15 protein-coding genes and 2 tRNA genes are annotated in these 18,885 nt (G+C 39.4%); 15 read left to right on the top strand and 2 right to left on the bottom strand.

Features of this window, described 5'->3' with window-relative positions; translation table 11 throughout:
• Positions 1–6 precede the first annotated feature (6 nt).
• The 11 genes from recF to H5R64_RS01540 all read left to right on the top strand — a co-directional run bounded on the left by recF (position 7) and on the right by H5R64_RS01540 (position 13,645).
• Positions 7–1,131 (top strand): DNA replication/repair protein RecF, encoded by a 1,125-nt coding sequence (gene recF, locus H5R64_RS01590; RefSeq protein ID WP_182580466.1) that lies wholly within the window; start codon positions 7–9, stop codon positions 1,129–1,131.
• Complete coding sequence (gene gyrB, locus H5R64_RS01585) at positions 1,128–3,074, top strand: DNA topoisomerase (ATP-hydrolyzing) subunit B (protein ID WP_182580467.1); 1,947 nt, start codon at positions 1,128–1,130, stop codon at positions 3,072–3,074. Before recF ends, gyrB begins: the two co-directional genes overlap by 4 nt.
• A 78-nt stretch (positions 3,075–3,152) precedes the next feature.
• Positions 3,153–5,690, top strand: a complete 2,538-nt coding sequence (gene gyrA, locus H5R64_RS01580) for a DNA gyrase subunit A (RefSeq protein ID WP_182580468.1) — start codon at positions 3,153–3,155, stop codon at positions 5,688–5,690.
• Positions 5,691–5,888: 198 nt separating this feature from the next.
• On the top strand, positions 5,889–6,185 hold the full coding sequence (gene rpsF, locus H5R64_RS01575) for a 30S ribosomal protein S6 (RefSeq protein ID WP_182582609.1): 297 nt from the start codon (positions 5,889–5,891) through the stop codon (positions 6,183–6,185).
• Between the two features lie 36 nt (positions 6,186–6,221).
• On the top strand, positions 6,222–6,767 hold the full coding sequence (gene ssb / locus H5R64_RS01570) for a single-stranded DNA-binding protein (protein WP_182580470.1): 546 nt from the start codon (positions 6,222–6,224) through the stop codon (positions 6,765–6,767).
• A gap of 33 nt (positions 6,768–6,800) precedes the next feature.
• Positions 6,801–7,037, top strand: a complete 237-nt coding sequence (gene rpsR / locus H5R64_RS01565; RefSeq protein ID WP_003716302.1) for a 30S ribosomal protein S18 — start codon at positions 6,801–6,803, stop codon at positions 7,035–7,037.
• Positions 7,038–7,282: 245 nt separating this feature from the next.
• The gene (locus H5R64_RS01560; protein ID WP_182580471.1) at positions 7,283–9,307 is read left to right on the top strand and encodes a DHH family phosphoesterase; all 2,025 of its coding nucleotides are present in this window, start codon (positions 7,283–7,285) and stop codon (positions 9,305–9,307) included.
• Positions 9,308–9,312: 5 nt separating this feature from the next.
• Positions 9,313–9,774 (top strand): 50S ribosomal protein L9, encoded by a 462-nt coding sequence (gene rplI, locus H5R64_RS01555; protein ID WP_182580472.1) that lies wholly within the window; start codon positions 9,313–9,315, stop codon positions 9,772–9,774.
• Between the two features lie 18 nt (positions 9,775–9,792).
• Positions 9,793–11,190 (top strand): replicative DNA helicase, encoded by a 1,398-nt coding sequence (dnaB, locus tag H5R64_RS01550; RefSeq protein ID WP_182580473.1) that lies wholly within the window; start codon positions 9,793–9,795, stop codon positions 11,188–11,190.
• A gap of 128 nt (positions 11,191–11,318) precedes the next feature.
• Complete coding sequence (locus tag H5R64_RS01545) at positions 11,319–12,521, top strand: MDR family MFS transporter (protein WP_182582607.1); 1,203 nt, start codon at positions 11,319–11,321, stop codon at positions 12,519–12,521.
• Positions 12,522–12,655: 134 nt separating this feature from the next.
• Entirely contained in the window at positions 12,656–13,645 is a 990-nt protein-coding gene (locus H5R64_RS01540; protein WP_182580475.1) for an asparaginase, read from the top strand.
• A 105-nt stretch (positions 13,646–13,750) separates the two neighbouring features.
• On the opposite strand, the gene H5R64_RS01535 is transcribed toward H5R64_RS01540, so the two are convergent.
• A tRNA-Lys gene (locus H5R64_RS01535) sits at positions 13,751–13,823 on the bottom strand.
• A gap of 156 nt (positions 13,824–13,979) precedes the next feature.
• Between H5R64_RS01535 and H5R64_RS01530 the strand changes: the two genes are divergently transcribed.
• Positions 13,980–14,639 (top strand): HAD hydrolase-like protein, encoded by a 660-nt coding sequence (locus tag H5R64_RS01530; protein WP_182582605.1) that lies wholly within the window; start codon positions 13,980–13,982, stop codon positions 14,637–14,639.
• Positions 14,640–14,726: 87 nt separating this feature from the next.
• Here the strand turns inward: H5R64_RS01530 and H5R64_RS01525 are convergent.
• Positions 14,727–14,799: transfer RNA gene (locus tag H5R64_RS01525), tRNA-Lys, on the bottom strand.
• A 219-nt stretch (positions 14,800–15,018) separates the two neighbouring features.
• Between H5R64_RS01525 and yycF the strand changes: the two genes are divergently transcribed.
• From yycF to H5R64_RS01510, 3 genes are read left to right on the top strand one after another with little or no spacing between them, the layout of a single operon-like run.
• Complete coding sequence (yycF, locus tag H5R64_RS01520; RefSeq protein WP_182580477.1) at positions 15,019–15,723, top strand: response regulator YycF; 705 nt, start codon at positions 15,019–15,021, stop codon at positions 15,721–15,723.
• A 13-nt stretch (positions 15,724–15,736) separates the two neighbouring features.
• Entirely contained in the window at positions 15,737–17,605 is a 1,869-nt protein-coding gene (gene walK / locus H5R64_RS01515) for a cell wall metabolism sensor histidine kinase WalK (RefSeq protein WP_182580478.1), read from the top strand.
• Complete coding sequence (locus tag H5R64_RS01510) at positions 17,583–18,875, top strand: YycH family regulatory protein (RefSeq protein ID WP_182580479.1); 1,293 nt, start codon at positions 17,583–17,585, stop codon at positions 18,873–18,875. The genes walK and H5R64_RS01510 overlap by 23 nt, the downstream gene beginning before the upstream one ends.
• Positions 18,876–18,885 lie beyond the last annotated feature (10 nt).

The following is an 18,885-nucleotide window of genomic DNA, read 5'->3' as shown; positions in this document are numbered from 1 at the left end:
AATTACATGATTCTTTCAGAATTGCACTTACGTAATTTTCGTAATTATGAGGATTTAACAGTTCATTTTGCACCGGGAGTTAACGTCCTAATCGGTCATAATGCCCAAGGAAAAACGAACATGTTAGAAGCAATTTATGCCTTGTCACTAACGAGAAGTCACCGGACTAATAACAACCGGGAACTAATTAACTGGAAGCATAAATCTGCAGCAATTAGTGGGATTGTTCAAAAAACAAGTGGTCGAGTACCGTTAGAACTGGAATTTACTTCTAAGGGAAAGCGGGCAAAGGTCAATCATCTTGAACAGGCCCGCTTATCAACATATGTTGGCCAACTAAATGCCATTCTATTTGCGCCGGAGGACTTATCCCTCGTTAAGGGGGCACCAGCACTGCGGCGCCATTTTATGGATATGGAATTTAGCCAGATGAGTAGTAAGTATCTCTATAATGCTGGTCAATATCGAAACTTATTACGTCAGAGAAATAAGTATTTAAAGCAATTGAAATATGGTCAACAGCATGACAAGGTATTGCTGGGGGTGCTTTCAGATCAACTGGCTGCTTATGGTGCTGAAGTAGTTATTGCCCGTTACCAATTTCTGAAGCATTTGGAAAAATGGGCCTCACAGCTTCATAAAAAGATTTCACTAAATGCTGAAGAATTAAAGTTATATTACGCTACTCAATTAAAATTAAACGAAAAAACGACTGTTGAACAGGCTTACCGGGAATTGCTTGGCCTTTATCAGTCCCATATAGAGTGGGAGATTGATAAGGGGACGACAATGTATGGACCACAACGTGATGATATCCATTTTATGGTCAACGGGAAGAATGTTCAGTCATTTGGCTCGCAGGGGCAGCAGCGAACAACGGCATTGTCTGTTAAATTAGCAGAAATTGATCTGATGAAAGAACAGACTGGGGAATATCCGTTACTGCTCCTGGATGATGTCTTATCTGAATTAGATACAATTCGTCAGACACACTTATTAACTGCCTTTCAGGATAAGGTTCAAACTTTTCTGACGACAACAAGTCTTAATGATGTTGCTCGACAGTTAATTCATCAACCGAAAATCTTTGAAATTGAACATGGTACTTTGAGCAAGGGGGAAACACAGTGAGCGACGAGCAAAAAGAAAGAAAAGCTGAGTTAGCGAGCGAGTATGATGCCAGTCAAATTCAGGTCCTTAAAGGGCTTGATGCGGTACGTAAGCGGCCGGGAATGTATATTGGTTCGACTTCGGCTCAAGGACTACACCATCTAGTTTGGGAAATTGTTGATAACGGAATTGATGAAGCTTTAGCTGGATTCTGTGATGAAATTAATGTGGTTGTTGAACCGGATAATAGTATTTCAGTTACTGACAACGGCCGGGGAATTCCGGTTGATACACAAAAAGAAACTGGTAAGCCAGCCCTTGAAACTGTCTTTACGGTTCTCCATGCCGGTGGTAAGTTTGGTGGCGGTGGATATAAAGTTTCTGGTGGGTTACACGGTGTTGGTGCATCTGTTGTAAATGCCCTTTCAACAGAACTTGATGTTAAAGTTGCCCGTCAAGGTAAACGTTACTACATGGACTTTGATCACGGCCATGTTAAGACCTCAATGAAGGTGATTGACGATAATGTTCCAGAAGATGTTCATGGGACAACAGTTCACTTTAAGCCAGATCCGGAAATTTTCCGCGAAACAACTACGTATAACATTAAAACGTTGACTAACCGTCTTCGTGAATTGGCATTTCTGAATAAAGGACTAAAGATCTCGATTGAGGATAAGCGGGACGAGAATCCAGAAAAGCAAGAATTTCATTATGAGGGTGGACTTCGTCACTATGTTGACTTTTTGAATGAGGGGAAGACAACCCTGTTTGAACCACCAATCTACGTTGAAGGAAAAGAAAACGAGATTACGGTAGAAGTTTCTCTTCAATACACGGATTCTTACAGAAGCGATCTATTAACTTTTACAAATAACATTCATACCTATGAAGGTGGGACTCACGAAACTGGATTTAAGATGGCTCTAACCCGGGTAATAAATGACTATGGGCATAAGTCAGGGGCTTTGAAGAGTAATGAGACCCTTTCTGGGGATGACGTGCGTGAAGGTTTGACCGCCGTTGTTTCAATTAAGCACCCTGATCCACAATTTGAAGGGCAGACGAAGACTAAACTTGGAAATTCTGATGCACGGACTGCAACTGATCACGTATTTGCGGCAACCTTTAACAGGTTCTTACTTGAACATCCTGATGAAGCACGACAGATTATCGAAAAAGGACAATTGGCTTCTAAGGCGCGGGTAGCTGCTAAGCGAGCACGTGAAGTTACGCGGAAGAAGAGTGGCCTGGAAATTAGTAATTTACCAGGGAAGTTGGCTGATAATACCAGTAAAGATCCCAATATTTCTGAACTATTCATTGTCGAAGGTGACTCAGCTGGTGGATCTGCAAAGCAGGGACGTTCACGGCTGACACAAGCAATTCTGCCAATTCGGGGAAAGATTTTAAACGTTGAAAAGGCTACCCTTGACCGGATCCTAGCAAACGATGAAATCCGTTCATTATTTACCGCATTAGGAACTGGCTTTGGTGAGGACTTTGACATTACTAAGGCTAATTACCATAAATTAATCATTATGACTGATGCGGATGTTGATGGGGCTCACATTCGGACACTATTATTGACCCTCTTCTATCGTTTCATGAAGCCAATGATTACTCATGGTTATGTTTACATTGCCCAGCCACCTCTATATCAGGTTCGGCAAGGGAAATTTGTAAAATATATTGAATCAGATGAAGAACTCGACAGGGTCGTTAACTCCCTGCAACCAAGTCCTAAGCCTGTTATTCAACGGTACAAGGGGCTGGGTGAAATGGATGCCGAACAACTTTGGGAAACAACAATGGATCCTGAAAAGCGGCATTTGCTACGGGTTAACCTTGATGATGCTAAGGCGGCAGAAGAGATTTTCCCAATGCTTATGGGAAATAAGGTTACTCCACGCCGAGAATTTATCGAGAAAAATGCTAAATTTGTAGAAAATCTTGATTTGTAGAGTGAACGGCTTGAAGTATATAGTTAAACGAAAAGTAGCTCTGGCTCACATTCAAAGATAAAAGGAGGAACAACAATAGTGGCTGAGAACGATCTATCAAACAATCGGATTACTGACGTTAACCTAACTAGCCAGATGAAAAATTCATTTTTGGACTACGCCATGAGTGTTATCGTCTCTCGGGCATTGCCTGATGTGCGGGACGGATTAAAACCGGTACAGCGACGAATCCTATATGGAATGAACGAATTAGGTGTCACCCCGGACAAGCCATACAAGAAGTCAGCCCGGATTGTTGGGGATGTTATGGGGAAGTTCCACCCTCACGGTGATTCTTCAATTTACGAAGGTTTAGTACGAATGGCACAGGACTTTAGTTACCGGTACATGCTGGTTGATGGTCACGGTAACTTTGGTTCAATTGATGGTGATAGTGCTGCTGCCATGCGGTATACCGAAGCTAAGATGAGTAAGATTGCCGTTGAAATGTTACGAGATATCAACAAGAATACTGTTGATTTCCAAGATAATTACGATGGAACTGAAAAGGAACCAACTGTTTTACCAGCTCGTTTCCCCAACTTATTGGTTAACGGTGCTTCAGGGATTGCTGTTGGGATGGCTACTAATATTCCAACCCATAACTTAGGAGAAGTCATTAGTGCAATTCATGTACTAATGGACAATCCTGATGCAACGACAGAAGACTTGATGAAGGTTCTCCCAGGTCCAGATTTCCCAACCGGTGGAGTTGTTATGGGAAAATCTGGTATTCGCAAAGCCTATGGGACTGGCCGAGGTACTATTATTGTCCGGGCTAAAGTTGATATTGAAGAGCGAAAGAATGGTCGGCAACAAATTGTTGTCCATGAAATTCCGTACATGGTTAACAAGGCTAAGTTAATTGAACGAATTGCAGATTTAGCACGGAATAAGGAAATCGAAGGGATTACCGACGTTAATGACGAAACTGACCGTGAAGGGATGCGGATTGTGATTGACGTTCGGCGTGATGCTAGTGCTGAAGTCATCTTGAACAACCTTTACAAGATGACTTTGATGCAGACCACATTTAACTTTAATATGTTGGCGATTGTAAAGGGTGCTCCAAAGATTCTTAGTTTGAAGGAAATCCTTCAGTACTACTTGGAACACCAAGAAGATGTTGTTCGTCGGCGGACAGAATTTGATTTGAAGAAAGCCGAAAACCGAGCTCATATCGTTGCCGGGTTGCGGATTGCTTTGGATCACATTGACGAAATTATTAACATCATTCGTAATTCACAAACGAGTGAAGTCGCTAAAAACCAGTTAATGGGGAATTATGGGTTATCTGATCGTCAAGCTCAAGCGATCCTTGATATGCGATTAGTACGGTTAACTGGTTTGGAACGCGAAAAGATTGAAGCCGAATATAAGAAGTTGATGGCCGCCATCGCAGATTATAAGGATATTCTTGCTCACCAAGAACGGATTAATCAAATCATTTATGATGAATTATTGGAAATCCAAAAGAAGTTTGGTGATAAGCGGCGAACTGAACTTCAAGTTGGTGATATTACTAACATTGAAGATGAAGATTTAATTGAGGAAGAATCAATTATTGTTACCTTGACTCATAACGGCTATATCAAGCGATTGCCAGTTGATGAATTTAAGTCTCAACACCGTGGTGGTCGTGGTGTTAAGGGGATGGGAGTCCATAAGGATGATTTCATTGAACAATTGATTTCCAGTGATACTCACGATCTGCTCCTCTTCTTTACTAATTCTGGAAAAGTTTACTCGATGAAGGGGTACGAAATTCCAGAATATGGTCGTTCCGCACAGGGAATTCCGATCATTAACTTACTGGGAATCGATAACGAAGAAAAAATTAGTGCAGTGATTAACGTTTCCCACAAAACCAACGATGACGATAAGTTCCTCTTCTTCACTACTAAGTATGGGACTGTAAAGCGAACAGCAGTTACTGAATTTAAAAATATCCGGAGTAATGGATTGAAGGCGATTAACCTTCACGATAATGATGAACTAATTCATGTTGATATTGTTAAGGATCAGCAAAATATGATTATTGGTACTCATCGTGGATATGCACTTAGTTTTAATTCTTCTGTTGTTCGGTCAATGGGTCGTTCTGCAGCTGGGGTTCGAGGAATTCGTCTCCGGGATGAAGATTACGTTATTGGGACTGCCCCGCTTGATGACGATAGTAACGTCTTGGTTATTAGTGAGTTAGGTTATGGTAAGCAAACACCGGCCAGTGAATACCCAATTAAGGGGCGTGGTGGCTTAGGTGTTAAGACCGTTAACATAACAGAAAAGAACGGATCATTGGTAGGTTTGACGACTGTTAAAGGCGATGAAGATATCATGCTCGTTACGGATCATGGTGTTATCATTCGTTTTGGTGTTGAATCTGTTTCACAAACTGGCCGTTCTGCACTAGGTGTTCACCTGATCAAAATGGATAAGGGAACCCATGTCGCTACAATTGCTAAGGTTGAAAAGGAAAACGATGAAGATGACGAAGCTGATTCTTCATTTCCTGAAAATTCAACTGCAGAGAAATCAAGTGGTGTGGAAGTAACCACCGAAGAAAAAAATGAATAAATAAAATAGAAATCCTGGTTTATTCCGTCTTTATTTATTAGACCGTAAATTCAGGATTTTCTTGTTACCTGTTCCTTGTTTTAAAGCAATGTCTGTGGTATATTTTATTCTTGTGAGTATACGTAACAGACGTCTACTCTCCTTGTTCTTCTTAATCTTTACGGGAAGAGCCAGAGTCCATAAGGAGGTGTAACATTCATGGAAACACGTAAATATGAAATTACTTACATCATTCGTCCTGACATGGAAGAATCTGCAAAGAGTGACCTTGTAGCTCGTTTTGACAAGATTCTCGAAGGCAATGGTGCAACTATCGCTGATTCCAAGGATTGGTCAACACGCCGGTTTGCTTACCCAATTGACAAGTACACTGAAGGTACTTACCACGTGGTAAATCTTACTACCGACACTGACGAAGCCTTAAACGAATTCGATCGTTTAGCTAAGTTCAGCGATGATATCCTACGTCACATGATCATCAAGCGTGAAGCTTAATTTGATCTTCAATTAATAGAGAGGAGACGAGATCTAATGATTAACCGTGCAGTACTTACTGGACGCTTAACAAGAGATCCTGAGTTGCGGTACACAACCAGTGGAACAGCGGTTGTATCCTTTACATTAGCTGTTGATCGTCAATTCCGAAACCAAAACGGTGATCGGGATGCTGACTTTATCAATTGCGTCATTTGGCGTAAATCTGCTGAAAACTTTAGTAACTTTACTCATAAAGGTTCACTAGTTGGAATCGAAGGTCGGATTCAAACCCGAAATTACGAAAATCAACAAGGAAACCGAGTTTACGTAACTGAAGTTGTTGTCGATAATTTTGCGTTACTTGAACCACGACAAAATGGTGGCAACCAACAACAATACGGTAACCAGCAACCATTTGGTGGTCAAACACAGTATAATAATAATCAGCCACAACCTGGAAATAATGCTCCTCAAGCTAATTCGTCAAACAATGGCTTTGGTGGTAACAATAATCAACCAAGTCAACCAGATAACCAATTCCCAAGTAGTGGGGATGATGGCCAGTCCATTGACTTATCTGATGACGAATTACCATTCTAAAAAAATTCTTTAACCAGATAGGAGGGTAATTTCATGGCACAACAACGTCGTGGCGGCCGTCGTCGTCGTAAAGTCGACTTTATCGCCGCAAATCACATTGACTACATCGATTACAAAGACACTGATTTATTACGTCGGTTTATTTCTGAACGAGGTAAGATTTTACCACGTCGGGTTACTGGAACTAGCGCCAAGAACCAACGTAAGTTAACTATCGCTATCAAGCGAGCACGGATTATGGGTCTTTTGCCATTCGTTGCTGAAGACTAATCCAATACTATTAAGAGGCTGGGAAGAAGTAAAACTTTTTCCCAGCCTCTTACCATCTTAAAAACTAAGTGCGGGAAATAACCATGACTATTGAAGTTAATAAAGGGTTATTTCCCACTTGTTTTAAATTATTTTCTGTTTGCCAGGTATCAAGATGTAGTCAAATAGGTCAATGTGATATGATAGATACTGATTTATTTGAAAATTTATAACTTAACGAAAGTGTTAAAATCGGGAGGACCAGTATGAAAGATTTTTTAAGTCGTGAATACTGGCGGGAGCTGTTTAAACAGCCAGCAGTTCGATGGAATTTTATTTACATTTTAATTTTGACGATTCTTAGTTTAGGATTAGGTTTTTATATTAATTGGCTTCTAGGAGTTATGATTTTGCTTGTTACACTCCTGGGAAGTCGACTTAGTATAAGTCGTCTACGGACAATTGTGGTAGATGCTCATGAATACTTAGCAGATCTTACTTACCAGATCGAGCAGGGGCAACAAGAAGCGTTGTTAGAAATGCCACTAGGAATGATCTTAATGAATAAGCAGGGCGAAATTCAGTGGATTAATCCTTATATGGCAAAATACTTTGATCTTAAAATCGTCGTTGGAAAAAAACTCAAGGATGTCGATAGCGAACTCGCTAAGTTAGAAAGTGAACATCGGAATAGGAAAACCCCAGAGATCGTCACCTGGGAGGATCACCAATTTGAATTTCTTGTTCAAAAGGATAATCACGTTATTTATATGATGGACGTGACAAATTATGAGAAAATCAGTAGGCGTTATAAACAGCAACAAATTTTCTTGGGAAATATTTATTTGGATAATTATGTTGAATTGACCCAGGGGATGAGTGATTCAGATGTTTCTAACCTTCATAATTACGTAACGTCAGAAATTAGTAAATGGGCTATAGAAAACCACTTACTGATGAAAGTGATTGATGATGACAACTATTTAATTATCGGTCACCAAATTTCGTTGAAACGACTAGAAGAAAAGAAGTTTAAGATTCTTGATATTATTCGGGAAAATACGTCGAAGCAAAACTCGCCAGTAACATTAAGTGTTGGGATTGCCTATGGTGAAAATGATCTAATAAAACTAGCGAATACTGCCCAAAATAACCTCGACCTTGCATTAGGACGGGGTGGTGATCAAGTTGTTGTGCGTGGTCATGATTCAGAAACACGATTCTATGGCGGGAAAACTAACCCAATGGAGAAGCGGACCCGTGTTCGGGCACGAATGATTAGTCAGGCCCTGCAAGAATTGATGGCGCAAGCAGATCAACTTTTTGTAATGGGACACGAGAATCCTGATATGGACTCGTTGGGGGCTTGTTTAGGCATTCGCCGGATTGCGGCAATGAATAACCGTGAATGTTGGATTGTCGTTGATGAGGAGCAGACTCATTCAGATATTCAGCGTTTGTTAAAACAGATGGATAATTACCAGGAAATCAAGGAGCACGTTATTACGCCTGAAGAAGCACTTGAGAAGGTGACACCAAATAGTCTCTTAGTAATGGTTGATCATGCAAAGAAAGGGATTACAATTGCACCGGAGCTTTATGAGCGCTTGCAGAACCGACTTGTGATTATTGATCATCACCGTCGTGGTGAAGAATTCCCTGAAAATCCCTTATTAGTTTATATTGAGCCATATGCTTCTTCGACATGTGAGCTGATTACGGAAATGTTTGAATACCAGCCACGAGAAGAGAAGGGCTTGAATAAACTGGAAGCAACTGCCATGTTGACGGGAATCCAGATTGATACTAAGTCCTTTACCAAGAGTGCCGGAACACGGACATTTGACGCAGCGAGTTATTTGCGGTCTGCAGGTGCTGACGGGATGATGATTCAAATGTTTATGAAGGAAAATGCTGATAGCTTCATGAAACGAAATCACCTGATCTCGCGGGCAGCTTTAAATAATTCAATTGCGATCTGTGCTGGAGAGGATGATCAGACTTATGATCCAGTTACGGCAGCACAAGCAGCTGATATGCTTTTACAGGTTAACGGAATAGAAGCCTCATTTGTCATTACAAAGCGAGCTGATGGGATGGTATGCATCTCGGCACGATCGATGGGGGATGTCAATGTTCAATTAATTATGGAAAAAATGGGTGGTGGTGGCCATCTTGCCAATGCTGCAACCCAAATTAAGGGAAAGACGATTTCTGAAGTTAAGAAAATATTAATTGATCAATTGAACAAAACAGAGGATGATAGTAGTGAAGAAATAACGGAGGAGTGACTAGGATGAAAGTTATTTTTGTTCAAGATGTTCGCGGACGTGGAAAGCGTGGACAAGTAAAAGAAGTTCCCGATGGTTATGCACAGAACTACCTAATTAAACGGGGCTTAGCTAAACAAGCAACTAATGCCGCTATGAGTCAATTAGCTGGTCAACAGCGTGCTGAAAAGAAGCACGCTGCTGAAGAGTTATCTGAAGCTAAAGAACTAAAAAAGGTTTTGGAAAATGATAAGACTGTTGTTGAATTAACCGGAAAAGCCGGAACTGATGGCCGAATGTTTGGTTCGGTTTCAACTAAGCAAATTGCAACTGCACTTCAAAAGCAGTTTAACGTTAGGATTGATAAGCGAAAGATTGAACTTGCAGCACCGATCAAGGCGTTAGGTTATGTTAATGTGCCAATTAAATTGCACCCACAAGTTACGGCTGAAATTCGGATTCACATTGCTGAAAAGAAGGCTCACTAATTAAAGGAGCGTATTGTCATGGATAATGCACCAGTGCAAGAAGAGCCACGTGACATCGATGCGGAAAAGGCAGTTCTTGGAGCTGTCTTTTTAAGTAAGGATGCCCTGGCTGATGCAATGGAATATTTGGAACCACGCGATTTTTATCGGAAGGCCCATCAAGTAATCTTTCAGAAGATGGTCGATCTTAATGAAGAGGATCAGCCAATTGATGTGGTAACGATGCGAAGTGCGTTGGACAAGGACAATCAAACTGAAAACATTGGCGGGGTTGCCTACATTGCGGAACTTGCAACAGCGGTCCCAACAGCAGCTAATGTTGCTTACTATGCAAAGATTGTCCATGATAAGGCGACACGGCGACGGTTAATTAATACCGCAACGAAGATTATTAACAATAGTTATGCTGACAATGATAGTATTTCTGCCTTGCTAGATAATGCTGAGCAGCAGATTATGCAAGTTTCACAAGATAATACTCAAAATGGCTTTCAGAACATTAAGGATGTTCTTGAAGAGTCGTTAAAGCACGTTAATGATTTATCCAAAAATGAAAGTGAAGTTACAGGATTATCTACCGGTTATCAGCAATTGGATGAGATGACGACAGGGTTGCATAAGGATGAATTAGTAATTATTGCTGCGCGTCCTGCTGTCGGGAAAACGGCTTTTGCGTTAAATATCGCGCAAAACGTTGCAACAAGCTCAGACACTGCAGTGGCAATCTTTAGTCTAGAAATGGGGGCGGAATCTCTCGTTAACCGGATGATTTGTGCTGAAGGAAATATTAATGCTAACCACTTACGAACTGGACAATTAACTCAGGATGAGTGGAATAGTCTTTTTATTGCTACTGGTTCTCTTTCTAAGGCTAATATTTATATTGATGATACGGCCGGAATTAAGGTTGCAGAAATTCGTGCACGGTGTCGTCGTTTAGCAAAAGAAAAGGGTAATCTTGGATTAATTGTAATTGACTACCTTCAATTAATTGAAGGGACCAATCCTGATAACCGACAGCAAGAAGTTTCCGAAATTTCTCGTCAATTAAAAAAGCTGGCAAAAGAGTTAGAAGTACCGGTTATTGCTTTATCACAGCTTTCTCGTGGTGTTGAACAGCGACAAGATAAACGACCAGTTCTTTCTGATATTCGTGAATCTGGTTCAATTGAGCAAGATGCTGATATTGTTAGTTTCTTGTATCGTGATGATTACTATGATCACGAAGAAGACGGTGAAGGTGAGGATAATCAAAATGGTGGTCAGCAAAATAATGATGATGGTTCAAATGTAAGTGAAGTTGAAGTCATTATCGAAAAGAACCGTAGTGGTCCGCGGGGAACGGTTAAGTTATTATTTGCTAAGTCTTATAATAAATTTGCTTCCGTTTCCTATATTCCAGAAGATAATAATTAATCGAATAACAAGGGCAACTAAGAGGAATCGTAGTGGCCCTTTTGTGTGTCTATAAACTATTTAACTGAAAAAGGTTATAGTTGAAGAGATAGGCTTAGTAAACAGATGACAAAAAGAGGAGGCGTAAGATGAACCGTCAGGGAATTGAATTAAAGTGGCTGCTGTTAGGGATGTTTTTAGGAAGTATCGGTAACAGTTTTGTATGGCCGTTAACCACTATCTATATGCACCAGCAACTTCACGAATCATTAACTGTTTCGGGGATTGTCCTGTTGCTGTATTCTGGTGCTAATGTTGTAGGGAGCTATATTGCCGGGACACTCTTTGATAAGAAGAATCCACGACAATTGATGCTTGGCGGAACGATTACGGCTACCGTAATTATGACCTTGTTGATTGCGTTTAATGGTTGGCCAATTTATGGGATTTTACTAACCGGAGTTGGATTTATGAACGGGTGGATTATTACCATGGTTAACTCTTATGGAACACAATCTGGACATGATGGTCGGTATGTATTTAACATGTTATATTTTGCGAATAATCTTGGAATGGTGATTGGAACAACGATTGTTGGTCCCCTTTATCAATATGCGCATGGTAATATTTCGCCAATGTTTTCGATTACCACGATCCTTTACGTTCTTTTTAGCACAGTTGTTTTCTTCTTCTTTAAGGACGAAAAGAATACTGGAAATAGTAATCGTGAAGTTGATGTTGGAACGCCTGATGATAGACAAAGGGTTAAGATGCCAATTAATAACTTATTAATTAGTTGGACATTCTTTGCAGCATTGATGATCATTTGGACGATGTATGAACAATGGGCAAGTAACCTCTCAGTTTTCATGACTGATCAGGGAATTTCAATGACCAAGTACAGTCTGCTGTGGACACTTAATGGAGTATTAATTGTTATTATTCAGTTAATGATTACCTGGTTCAACCGCTATCACTCGAATCTTTACCTACAAGTGTTCCTTGGGATTTTTACTGTTGGTTTTTCCTTTGTTTTGCTCCTATTTGCCAAGTCTTATATTTGGTTTGTTTTGGCGATGACTGTGTTAACGATCGGGGAAGCAACTGCCTTTCCAACCATGCCAGCAATTGTTAATGAACTGTCACCGGTTAATATTAAGGGAAAGTACCAGGGGATCCTTAATGCCTTTTCATCACTTGGGAAAGCAATTGGACCATTATTCGGTGGGATTTTGATTGAGCTTTCTAGTTACCGAATTTTGTTTGTTGTCTGTGCGGTATCTGTCTTTGTTACGTTGGTAGTAGTCTTTATTATAGTTAAGACTAACCAATCACGAACGATTCATTATTAAATTATTACCTGGGAAATACGTAGATGGGGAATGCGTGCAGAAATCATAATTGATTTCTGCTGTATTCCTCATTTGTTTTAAGGATATTCTATTTGTTGTATAATCATGATTAACAATTATGGGAGTAATCGCAAATGAAGAAATTATTACTACTTTCAACTGGTGGAACAATCGCCTCAGTTGCTTCAGATTCAGGATTAATACCTCGGGAGTCAGGAGAGGGATTAATTAAAATGCTTGGTCAGCTTCCGTACGAAATAGAAGTTCGTGATATTCTCCAGTTGGATTCATCAAATATTCAACCAGAAGAGTGGAAGTTTATCGCTAAACAGATCTATGATTTGCGAAAGAATTATGACGGGATTGTTGTTTCACATGGGACTGATACAATGGCGTATACAGCTTCGATGCTGTCTTTTATGCTCCAAGGAATTGATTTACCCGTGGTTCTTACAGGAAGTCAGGTACCAATTAATGTGGTCCTTAGTGACGCGCCCGATAATTTACGTCTAGCGTTTGCCGCCGCTGCCACTTGTCATCCGGGAATCTATTTGGCATTTAGTGAAAAGGTTATGTTAGGTTGTCGGAGCGTTAAGGTGCGGACAACAAACTTTGATGCATTTGAAAGCGTTAATGTTCCACCTGTAGCGACAGTCACTTCAGATGGTCTAGTATTTGAATCGCAACAGCTTAATTTCCCCCATGCTAATCAGTGTACCTTAAATACAGAAATCGATCCCCATGTGTCTTTAGTTAAGCTGTTTCCGGGATTTGATCCGAAGTTGCTTTTCGCAATGGTTGAAATGGGCTGTAAAGGGATTGTAATTGAGGGATATGGACTTGGTGGGATGAACTACATTCGTCGAAATATGGTTGGCGCAATTGGTGAACTGATAAAAAATGGCATTCCAGTGATTGCGACAAGTCAATGCCTATACGAACGGAGTGATTTAACTAAGTATGAGGTTGGTCGTGAAGCCTTGCTAAAAGGCGCGATTAGTGCTCATGATATGACATCAGAAAGCACAATTACTAAACTTATGTGGGCTTTAGGACAGAAAATGAACGTCCACCAAGTTGCGGACTTCTTTAAGCATAATATTGTTGGTGAGGTTAGCCTATAATTAGCAGCTTTGCTAATGCAAGAAGAGAAAATTATGACCTAACTTCTTGCATTTTTAATTTTTAAAAATAAAAAAAGTCACCTGAAAAGGTGACTTTATAAACAATGGGCAGTCAGGGGATCGAACCCTGGACCCACGGATTAAGAGTCCGTTGCTCTGCCAGCTGAGCTAACTGCCCATATCATTGACAACAGGTATTATATTATCAATCTTTAATTGATTTTGCAAGCTCTTTTTTAAATAAAATAAAATTAGTTGGTTAAAAGTGGTGAATAAGTAATTGAATATCATTACTAGAATCTGTAAAGTAAGGATAAAGAATTAGAGTAAAGGAATGACAGTAATGAAAGGTGCAATTCTCAGTTTAAACCATATTATTTTAGATACTGATGGTCTTCAATTTCAGGCTTGGTGTGATTTAGCAATGTACGAATTTGGGATGGGATTACCAGGAAAAATGGCAAATCAATTGGCAGGAGTACAGCGACACCAAGCATTAGACCTTATTTTAAAGCATTTTAATGTGACAAATATAGATAATAAGGTTGAACTATTAAATGAGCAATACGAGATGTACAGTAAAGTAATAGCAGGAATTGGTGAGGATAGGCTCTATCCACGGGCTAAACAATTACTAAATAACTTTTATGACCATTACGTAAATATTGCTATTAATGATATTGACGAGCATGCAAAGGAGATCTTACAGAAACTAAAAATAGATGATTTTGTGGATGCCTTTGTTTCACCTTTGGATGAAGAAAATCCCTATTTAGAAGCGAGTCAAGAATTAGACGTTCAACCAGCTGCTTGTGTTGGAATAGGCTCCCAGACTAATGAAATAAAATTAATGAATGAAACCGGTGTGATTTCAATTGGTGTTGGAGATGCTGAAGAACTTAAAAAAGCAAAATATCAAGTTAGCCAGATTGGGGATCTTAAGTATCCAATGATTCGAAAAGTATGGGAAGATAATGAACTGGAAGGGGCATAAATGAGTGACTGGGAAGAGATTATTCCCAGTTTTTTAATAAGAAGAACAAAAAAAGACCACCAAAATGGTGATCTTGTAAACCTCTGATGGGCAGTCAGGGGATCGAACCCTGGACCCACGGATTAAGAGTCCGTTGCTCTGCCAGCTGAGCTAACTGCCCATAAAAACCTGTTCAATCAGAACATGTATAAAGATATCATTATTTATTTACATTGTCAATAAAGATTTGAAATTAAATTGCTCTATTACTGATGTGGTATAATGTTGAAAGAATAAAAAGGCGATTTTATAGCTAATTTCCGTCTTTGATATCGTATTAATTTGAATCGTAACCAATGGTTAAAGAATCAATTATACCTATGTGGAGGTAAGTATTGATATGGCAAAGAAAGTTTTAGTTGTTGATGATGAAAAGCCAATTTCTGATATCATCAAATTTAATCTTGAAAAAGAAGGCTATGAGGTTGTTGTTGCTTTTGATGGTGAAGAAGCCTTAGAAAAAATTGAAAGTGAAAATCCTGATTTAATTATTTTGGATTTAATGCTCCCTAAAATCGATGGCCTTGAAGTGGCTAAACGAGTACGAGCAAAACATACCACACCAATTATTATGGTTACTGCTAAGGATTCTGAATTGGATAAGGTTCTTGGATTAGAACTTGGTGCAGACGACTATGTTACGAAGCCTTTTTCTAATAGAGAATTAGTGGCACGGGTAAAGGCTAATCTTCGTCGTCAAGCAGCGGTTAAAGCGCCTGCGGAAGAGGATAATACAGACATTCAAGTTGGCGATTTAATAATTCATCCAGAAGCATATACAGTTTCTAAGCGCGGTGAGAATATTAATTTAACTCATCGGGAATTTGAACTTCTTCATTACTTAGCTGAACATATTGGACAAGTAATTAATCGTGAACACTTATTGCAAACGGTCTGGGGTTATGATTATTTCGGTGATGTTCGAACTGTTGACGTTACTGTTCGACGATTACGGGAAAAGATTGAAGATAATCCAAGTCATCCCCAGTGGTTAATTACTCGCCGTGGTGTGGGTTACTACTTAGCAAATCCTGATCAAAATTAGAGGCTAGTCAGTTGTGAACAGTAAATTAAAATTTTACCAATCGATTCGTTTTAAAATCGCTCTCGTTTTCGTGTTAATGCTCATATTAACACTGGAATGCGTTGGGGCGGTTTTTGTGCGTCAATTAGAGCATCAAAACCTAAATACATTTAAACAGACAATTGAATTACCTTCCTATGTTGATAATTCATTGAGTGAACAGTTAGTAAGTTCTAATCATAAAAAGGCTAACCGGAAGATTAAACAAATTCTAGCTGAGGTTAACAATAATAATATTTCAGAGATTCGGGTAATTGATAGTCAAGGTGTTGTGCGGGGAACCAGTAATTTTGATAACCGGAATATGATCGGACAAAAGACAACTGACCAGATGGTAAAAACAACCTTAGTTAATAATCGTTCACATGCAGAAAATGTTTACGATAACGGTAACCATACTCGGTATTACGTTAACATTATTCCATTAGTGGATAATAGTAATAATAACGTAGTTGGTGTTGTCTATCTTCGTGCAAGTTTAGAGAGTGTCTATTCTAATATTAATAGCATTACGTTAATCTACCTTTCGGCTGCTTTGATTACAATTGTGATTGGGTTGCTTCTGGCAATTATTATTTCCCAAGAAATAACTCGACCAATTGAAGAAATGCGTAAGCAAACACTTAGGATTGCTCGTGGTGATTTTTCTGGACAAGTTCGGGTAATGGGGAATGATGAACTAGGTCAGCTTGCTGGTGCCGTTAATAACTTGTCTATTCGGGTTGAAGAAGCACAAGAGTCGAGTGATTCCGAACGACGACGACTAGACAGCGTTCTTTCACATATGTCGGATGGTGTTTTAGCGACAGATCGTCGAGGAAATGTAACAATCGTAAATAATATGGCTCTCCAATTGCTAGGAGTCGAACATGAAGATGAGTTAATCGGTAAATCAATTATTGATGTCCTTGATATTCGTCATGACTATACAGTTCGTCAGCTTGTTAATAGCGAACAAAAAGAAATGATTCTCGATATGTCAAATTCAGGAAGTAACTTAATCCTAAATGCATATTTTTCGCCAATTCAACGAGAATCAGGCTTTGTTAGTGGACTTGTTTGTGTTCTTCATGACGTTACTAGTCAGCAAAAGGAGGAACAGGAACGGAAAGAATTCGTTTCTAATGTCTCCCATGAATTGAGGACACCATTAACTAGTGTAAAGAGTTATGTGGAAGCCTTAAACGATGGTGCATGGCAAGATAGGGAAATTGCGCCGCAGTTCTTGAAAGTTGTTCAGGATGAAACTGAACGAATGATCCGGATGATCAATGACTTATTAAGCCTGTCGCGGATGGATGCTGGGACAACAAAGTTAAATCTAGAATACGTTAATATCAATGAGCTCTTTAACTATATTCTTGATCGATTTGATATGATTATAAAAAAAGAAGAAGACCCTAAAAAGAAGAAGTACACAATTGAACGGTTCTTTACGAAGAAAGACTTATGGGTTGAAATTGATACGGATAAGTTTACTCAAGTTATCGATAATATCATGAATAATGCGATCAAGTATTCTCCTGATGGTGGGGTAATTACTGCACGATTACTAGAAACCCATAATCACGTCATTATGAGTATTTCTGATCAGGGACTAGGAATACCGCGTAAAGATTTAGGTCATATTTTTGATCGTTTCTTCCGTGTTGATAAAGCACGCAGCAGGAAGCAAGGAGGAACCGGTCTTGGACTTGCAATCTCCAAGGAAGTTATTAATATGCTAGGTGGTCAAATTTGGGTTGATAGTGTTGAAGGAAAGGGTTCGACTTTTTATATTTCCTTACCATACGTACCATATGAAGAGGGGGACGAGTGGGATGATCAAGAAGATCAAAACTAATTGGTTAGCTATTGCGTTAACTATTGTAGTTATTATTAGTTTATTTTTAACCGCTGCTATTTGGTCCAACCCTGTTCAGTATGAACGAACAAAGGATAGTTCGAATTCTCGAAATCTCAATACAACTCAATCTATGGGTGACCTGTATCTGCCAACTCAGGTAGTTCATGTCAATGCAGATCAGCAGCAGTTTTTGCTATATAGTTCAAAGAAGAATTTGATTGCTACCGTTCAGCGGCAATTACGTAGTTGTCAGCTTGGCCGAGTAAGCCTGGTAAAGAGTGATAATAGTGATGTGTATCTTGGTTATCTTCATCAACCAAAATCATTAATGATAAGTTATTCTGACAGCGTTACGGGAACAATCTTTAACGAAACATTCTCGCAATCAATTGATACGAGTCGTGTTAAGCAAATTGATCACATCTTAATCCCATTAAATAATCCGCGGAATATTTACTTGTTAGCTGACCATGGATATAAAATTTACCGAGTACGAGTTAATCGGGCAAAAAAGAATAGTAGTTTAAATTCACTGGTTAAAGGAACAAGCAAAGTAGAAGTTGATCATAAAATAATCCATGGACAGACAATGCTACTTTATCCTAGGAGTTTTACGTTACCAGTCTTTGGGTATCAAGTTACTGTTCAGAATATTGATACTTTAAGTCAAAATCTTATTAGTACAAATAAACAGTCTTCAATTTCCACCGAATATAAGGGTAAGACGACTGTTTACCGTGATGGTGAAAATAAACGGGTAATTTATAATCACCAAAATGGAACGGTTCGTTATGAAAATTATGTAGGTCGAGATGACGTTCCTAAATCAAGTCAATTGGCAAGTTATTTCTTTAGTCGGATTGCGAAAATGGGAATTCCAATGGATAACTTACGCTATGATGAAATTAGTGATCATCAACGAACTATTAATTACCGGAGTTATGTTGAAGGATTCCCAATCTTTAACTCTGCCGGTTATGGCGATATTCGAATGTCCTCGAAAACTAATGGTATGAACAAAACCTGGCTAAGTCTTTACAGTATCCAAGTTCCATTGCCAATTAACCAGAAGCCAGTTCGCCTCCCATCTACCACGACGGTTTTTAACGAGTTGCGGACAAATAACAGGCTTAAGGATGTTAAGGGGATTCGGATTGGTTATCTTTGGAAGGAAAACACAAACAATAATACTACCGTTAGGCTAATACCAACCTACTTTGTTGATTATCGTGGACAGTGGGTTGATTACACTGAGTTACAAAAGTGAGGAGGCATTG

Origin of the sequence: Limosilactobacillus fastidiosus (assembly GCF_014145505.1) — a bacterium.
GTDB classification, from domain to species: Bacteria; Bacillota; Bacilli; order Lactobacillales; family Lactobacillaceae; genus Limosilactobacillus; species Limosilactobacillus fastidiosus.
Note: the sequence above shows the minus strand (reverse complement) of the source record. Positions and strands in the feature narration are given on the sequence as shown.

Excerpts from the sequence above, each read along its gene's own strand:
- H5R64_RS01540 (WP_182580475.1), top strand. The coding sequence starts at position 12,656 with ATGAAGAAATTATTACTACTTTCAACTGGTGGAACAATCGCCTCAGTT.
- yycF (WP_182580477.1), top strand. The coding sequence starts at position 15,019 with ATGGCAAAGAAAGTTTTAGTTGTTGATGATGAAAAGCCAATTTCTGAT.
- dnaB (WP_182580473.1), top strand. The coding sequence starts at position 9,793 with ATGGATAATGCACCAGTGCAAGAAGAGCCACGTGACATCGATGCGGAA.
- ssb (WP_182580470.1), top strand. The coding sequence starts at position 6,222 with ATGATTAACCGTGCAGTACTTACTGGACGCTTAACAAGAGATCCTGAG.
- rpsR (WP_003716302.1), top strand. The coding sequence starts at position 6,801 with ATGGCACAACAACGTCGTGGCGGCCGTCGTCGTCGTAAAGTCGACTTT.
- H5R64_RS01510 (WP_182580479.1), top strand. The coding sequence starts at position 17,583 with ATGATCAAGAAGATCAAAACTAATTGGTTAGCTATTGCGTTAACTATT.
- rpsF (WP_182582609.1), top strand. The coding sequence starts at position 5,889 with ATGGAAACACGTAAATATGAAATTACTTACATCATTCGTCCTGACATG.
- H5R64_RS01560 (WP_182580471.1), top strand. The coding sequence starts at position 7,283 with ATGAAAGATTTTTTAAGTCGTGAATACTGGCGGGAGCTGTTTAAACAG.
- rplI (WP_182580472.1), top strand. The coding sequence starts at position 9,313 with ATGAAAGTTATTTTTGTTCAAGATGTTCGCGGACGTGGAAAGCGTGGA.
- H5R64_RS01545 (WP_182582607.1), top strand. The coding sequence starts at position 11,319 with ATGAACCGTCAGGGAATTGAATTAAAGTGGCTGCTGTTAGGGATGTTT.
- recF (WP_182580466.1), top strand. The coding sequence starts at position 7 with ATGATTCTTTCAGAATTGCACTTACGTAATTTTCGTAATTATGAGGAT.
- H5R64_RS01530 (WP_182582605.1), top strand. The coding sequence starts at position 13,980 with ATGACAGTAATGAAAGGTGCAATTCTCAGTTTAAACCATATTATTTTA.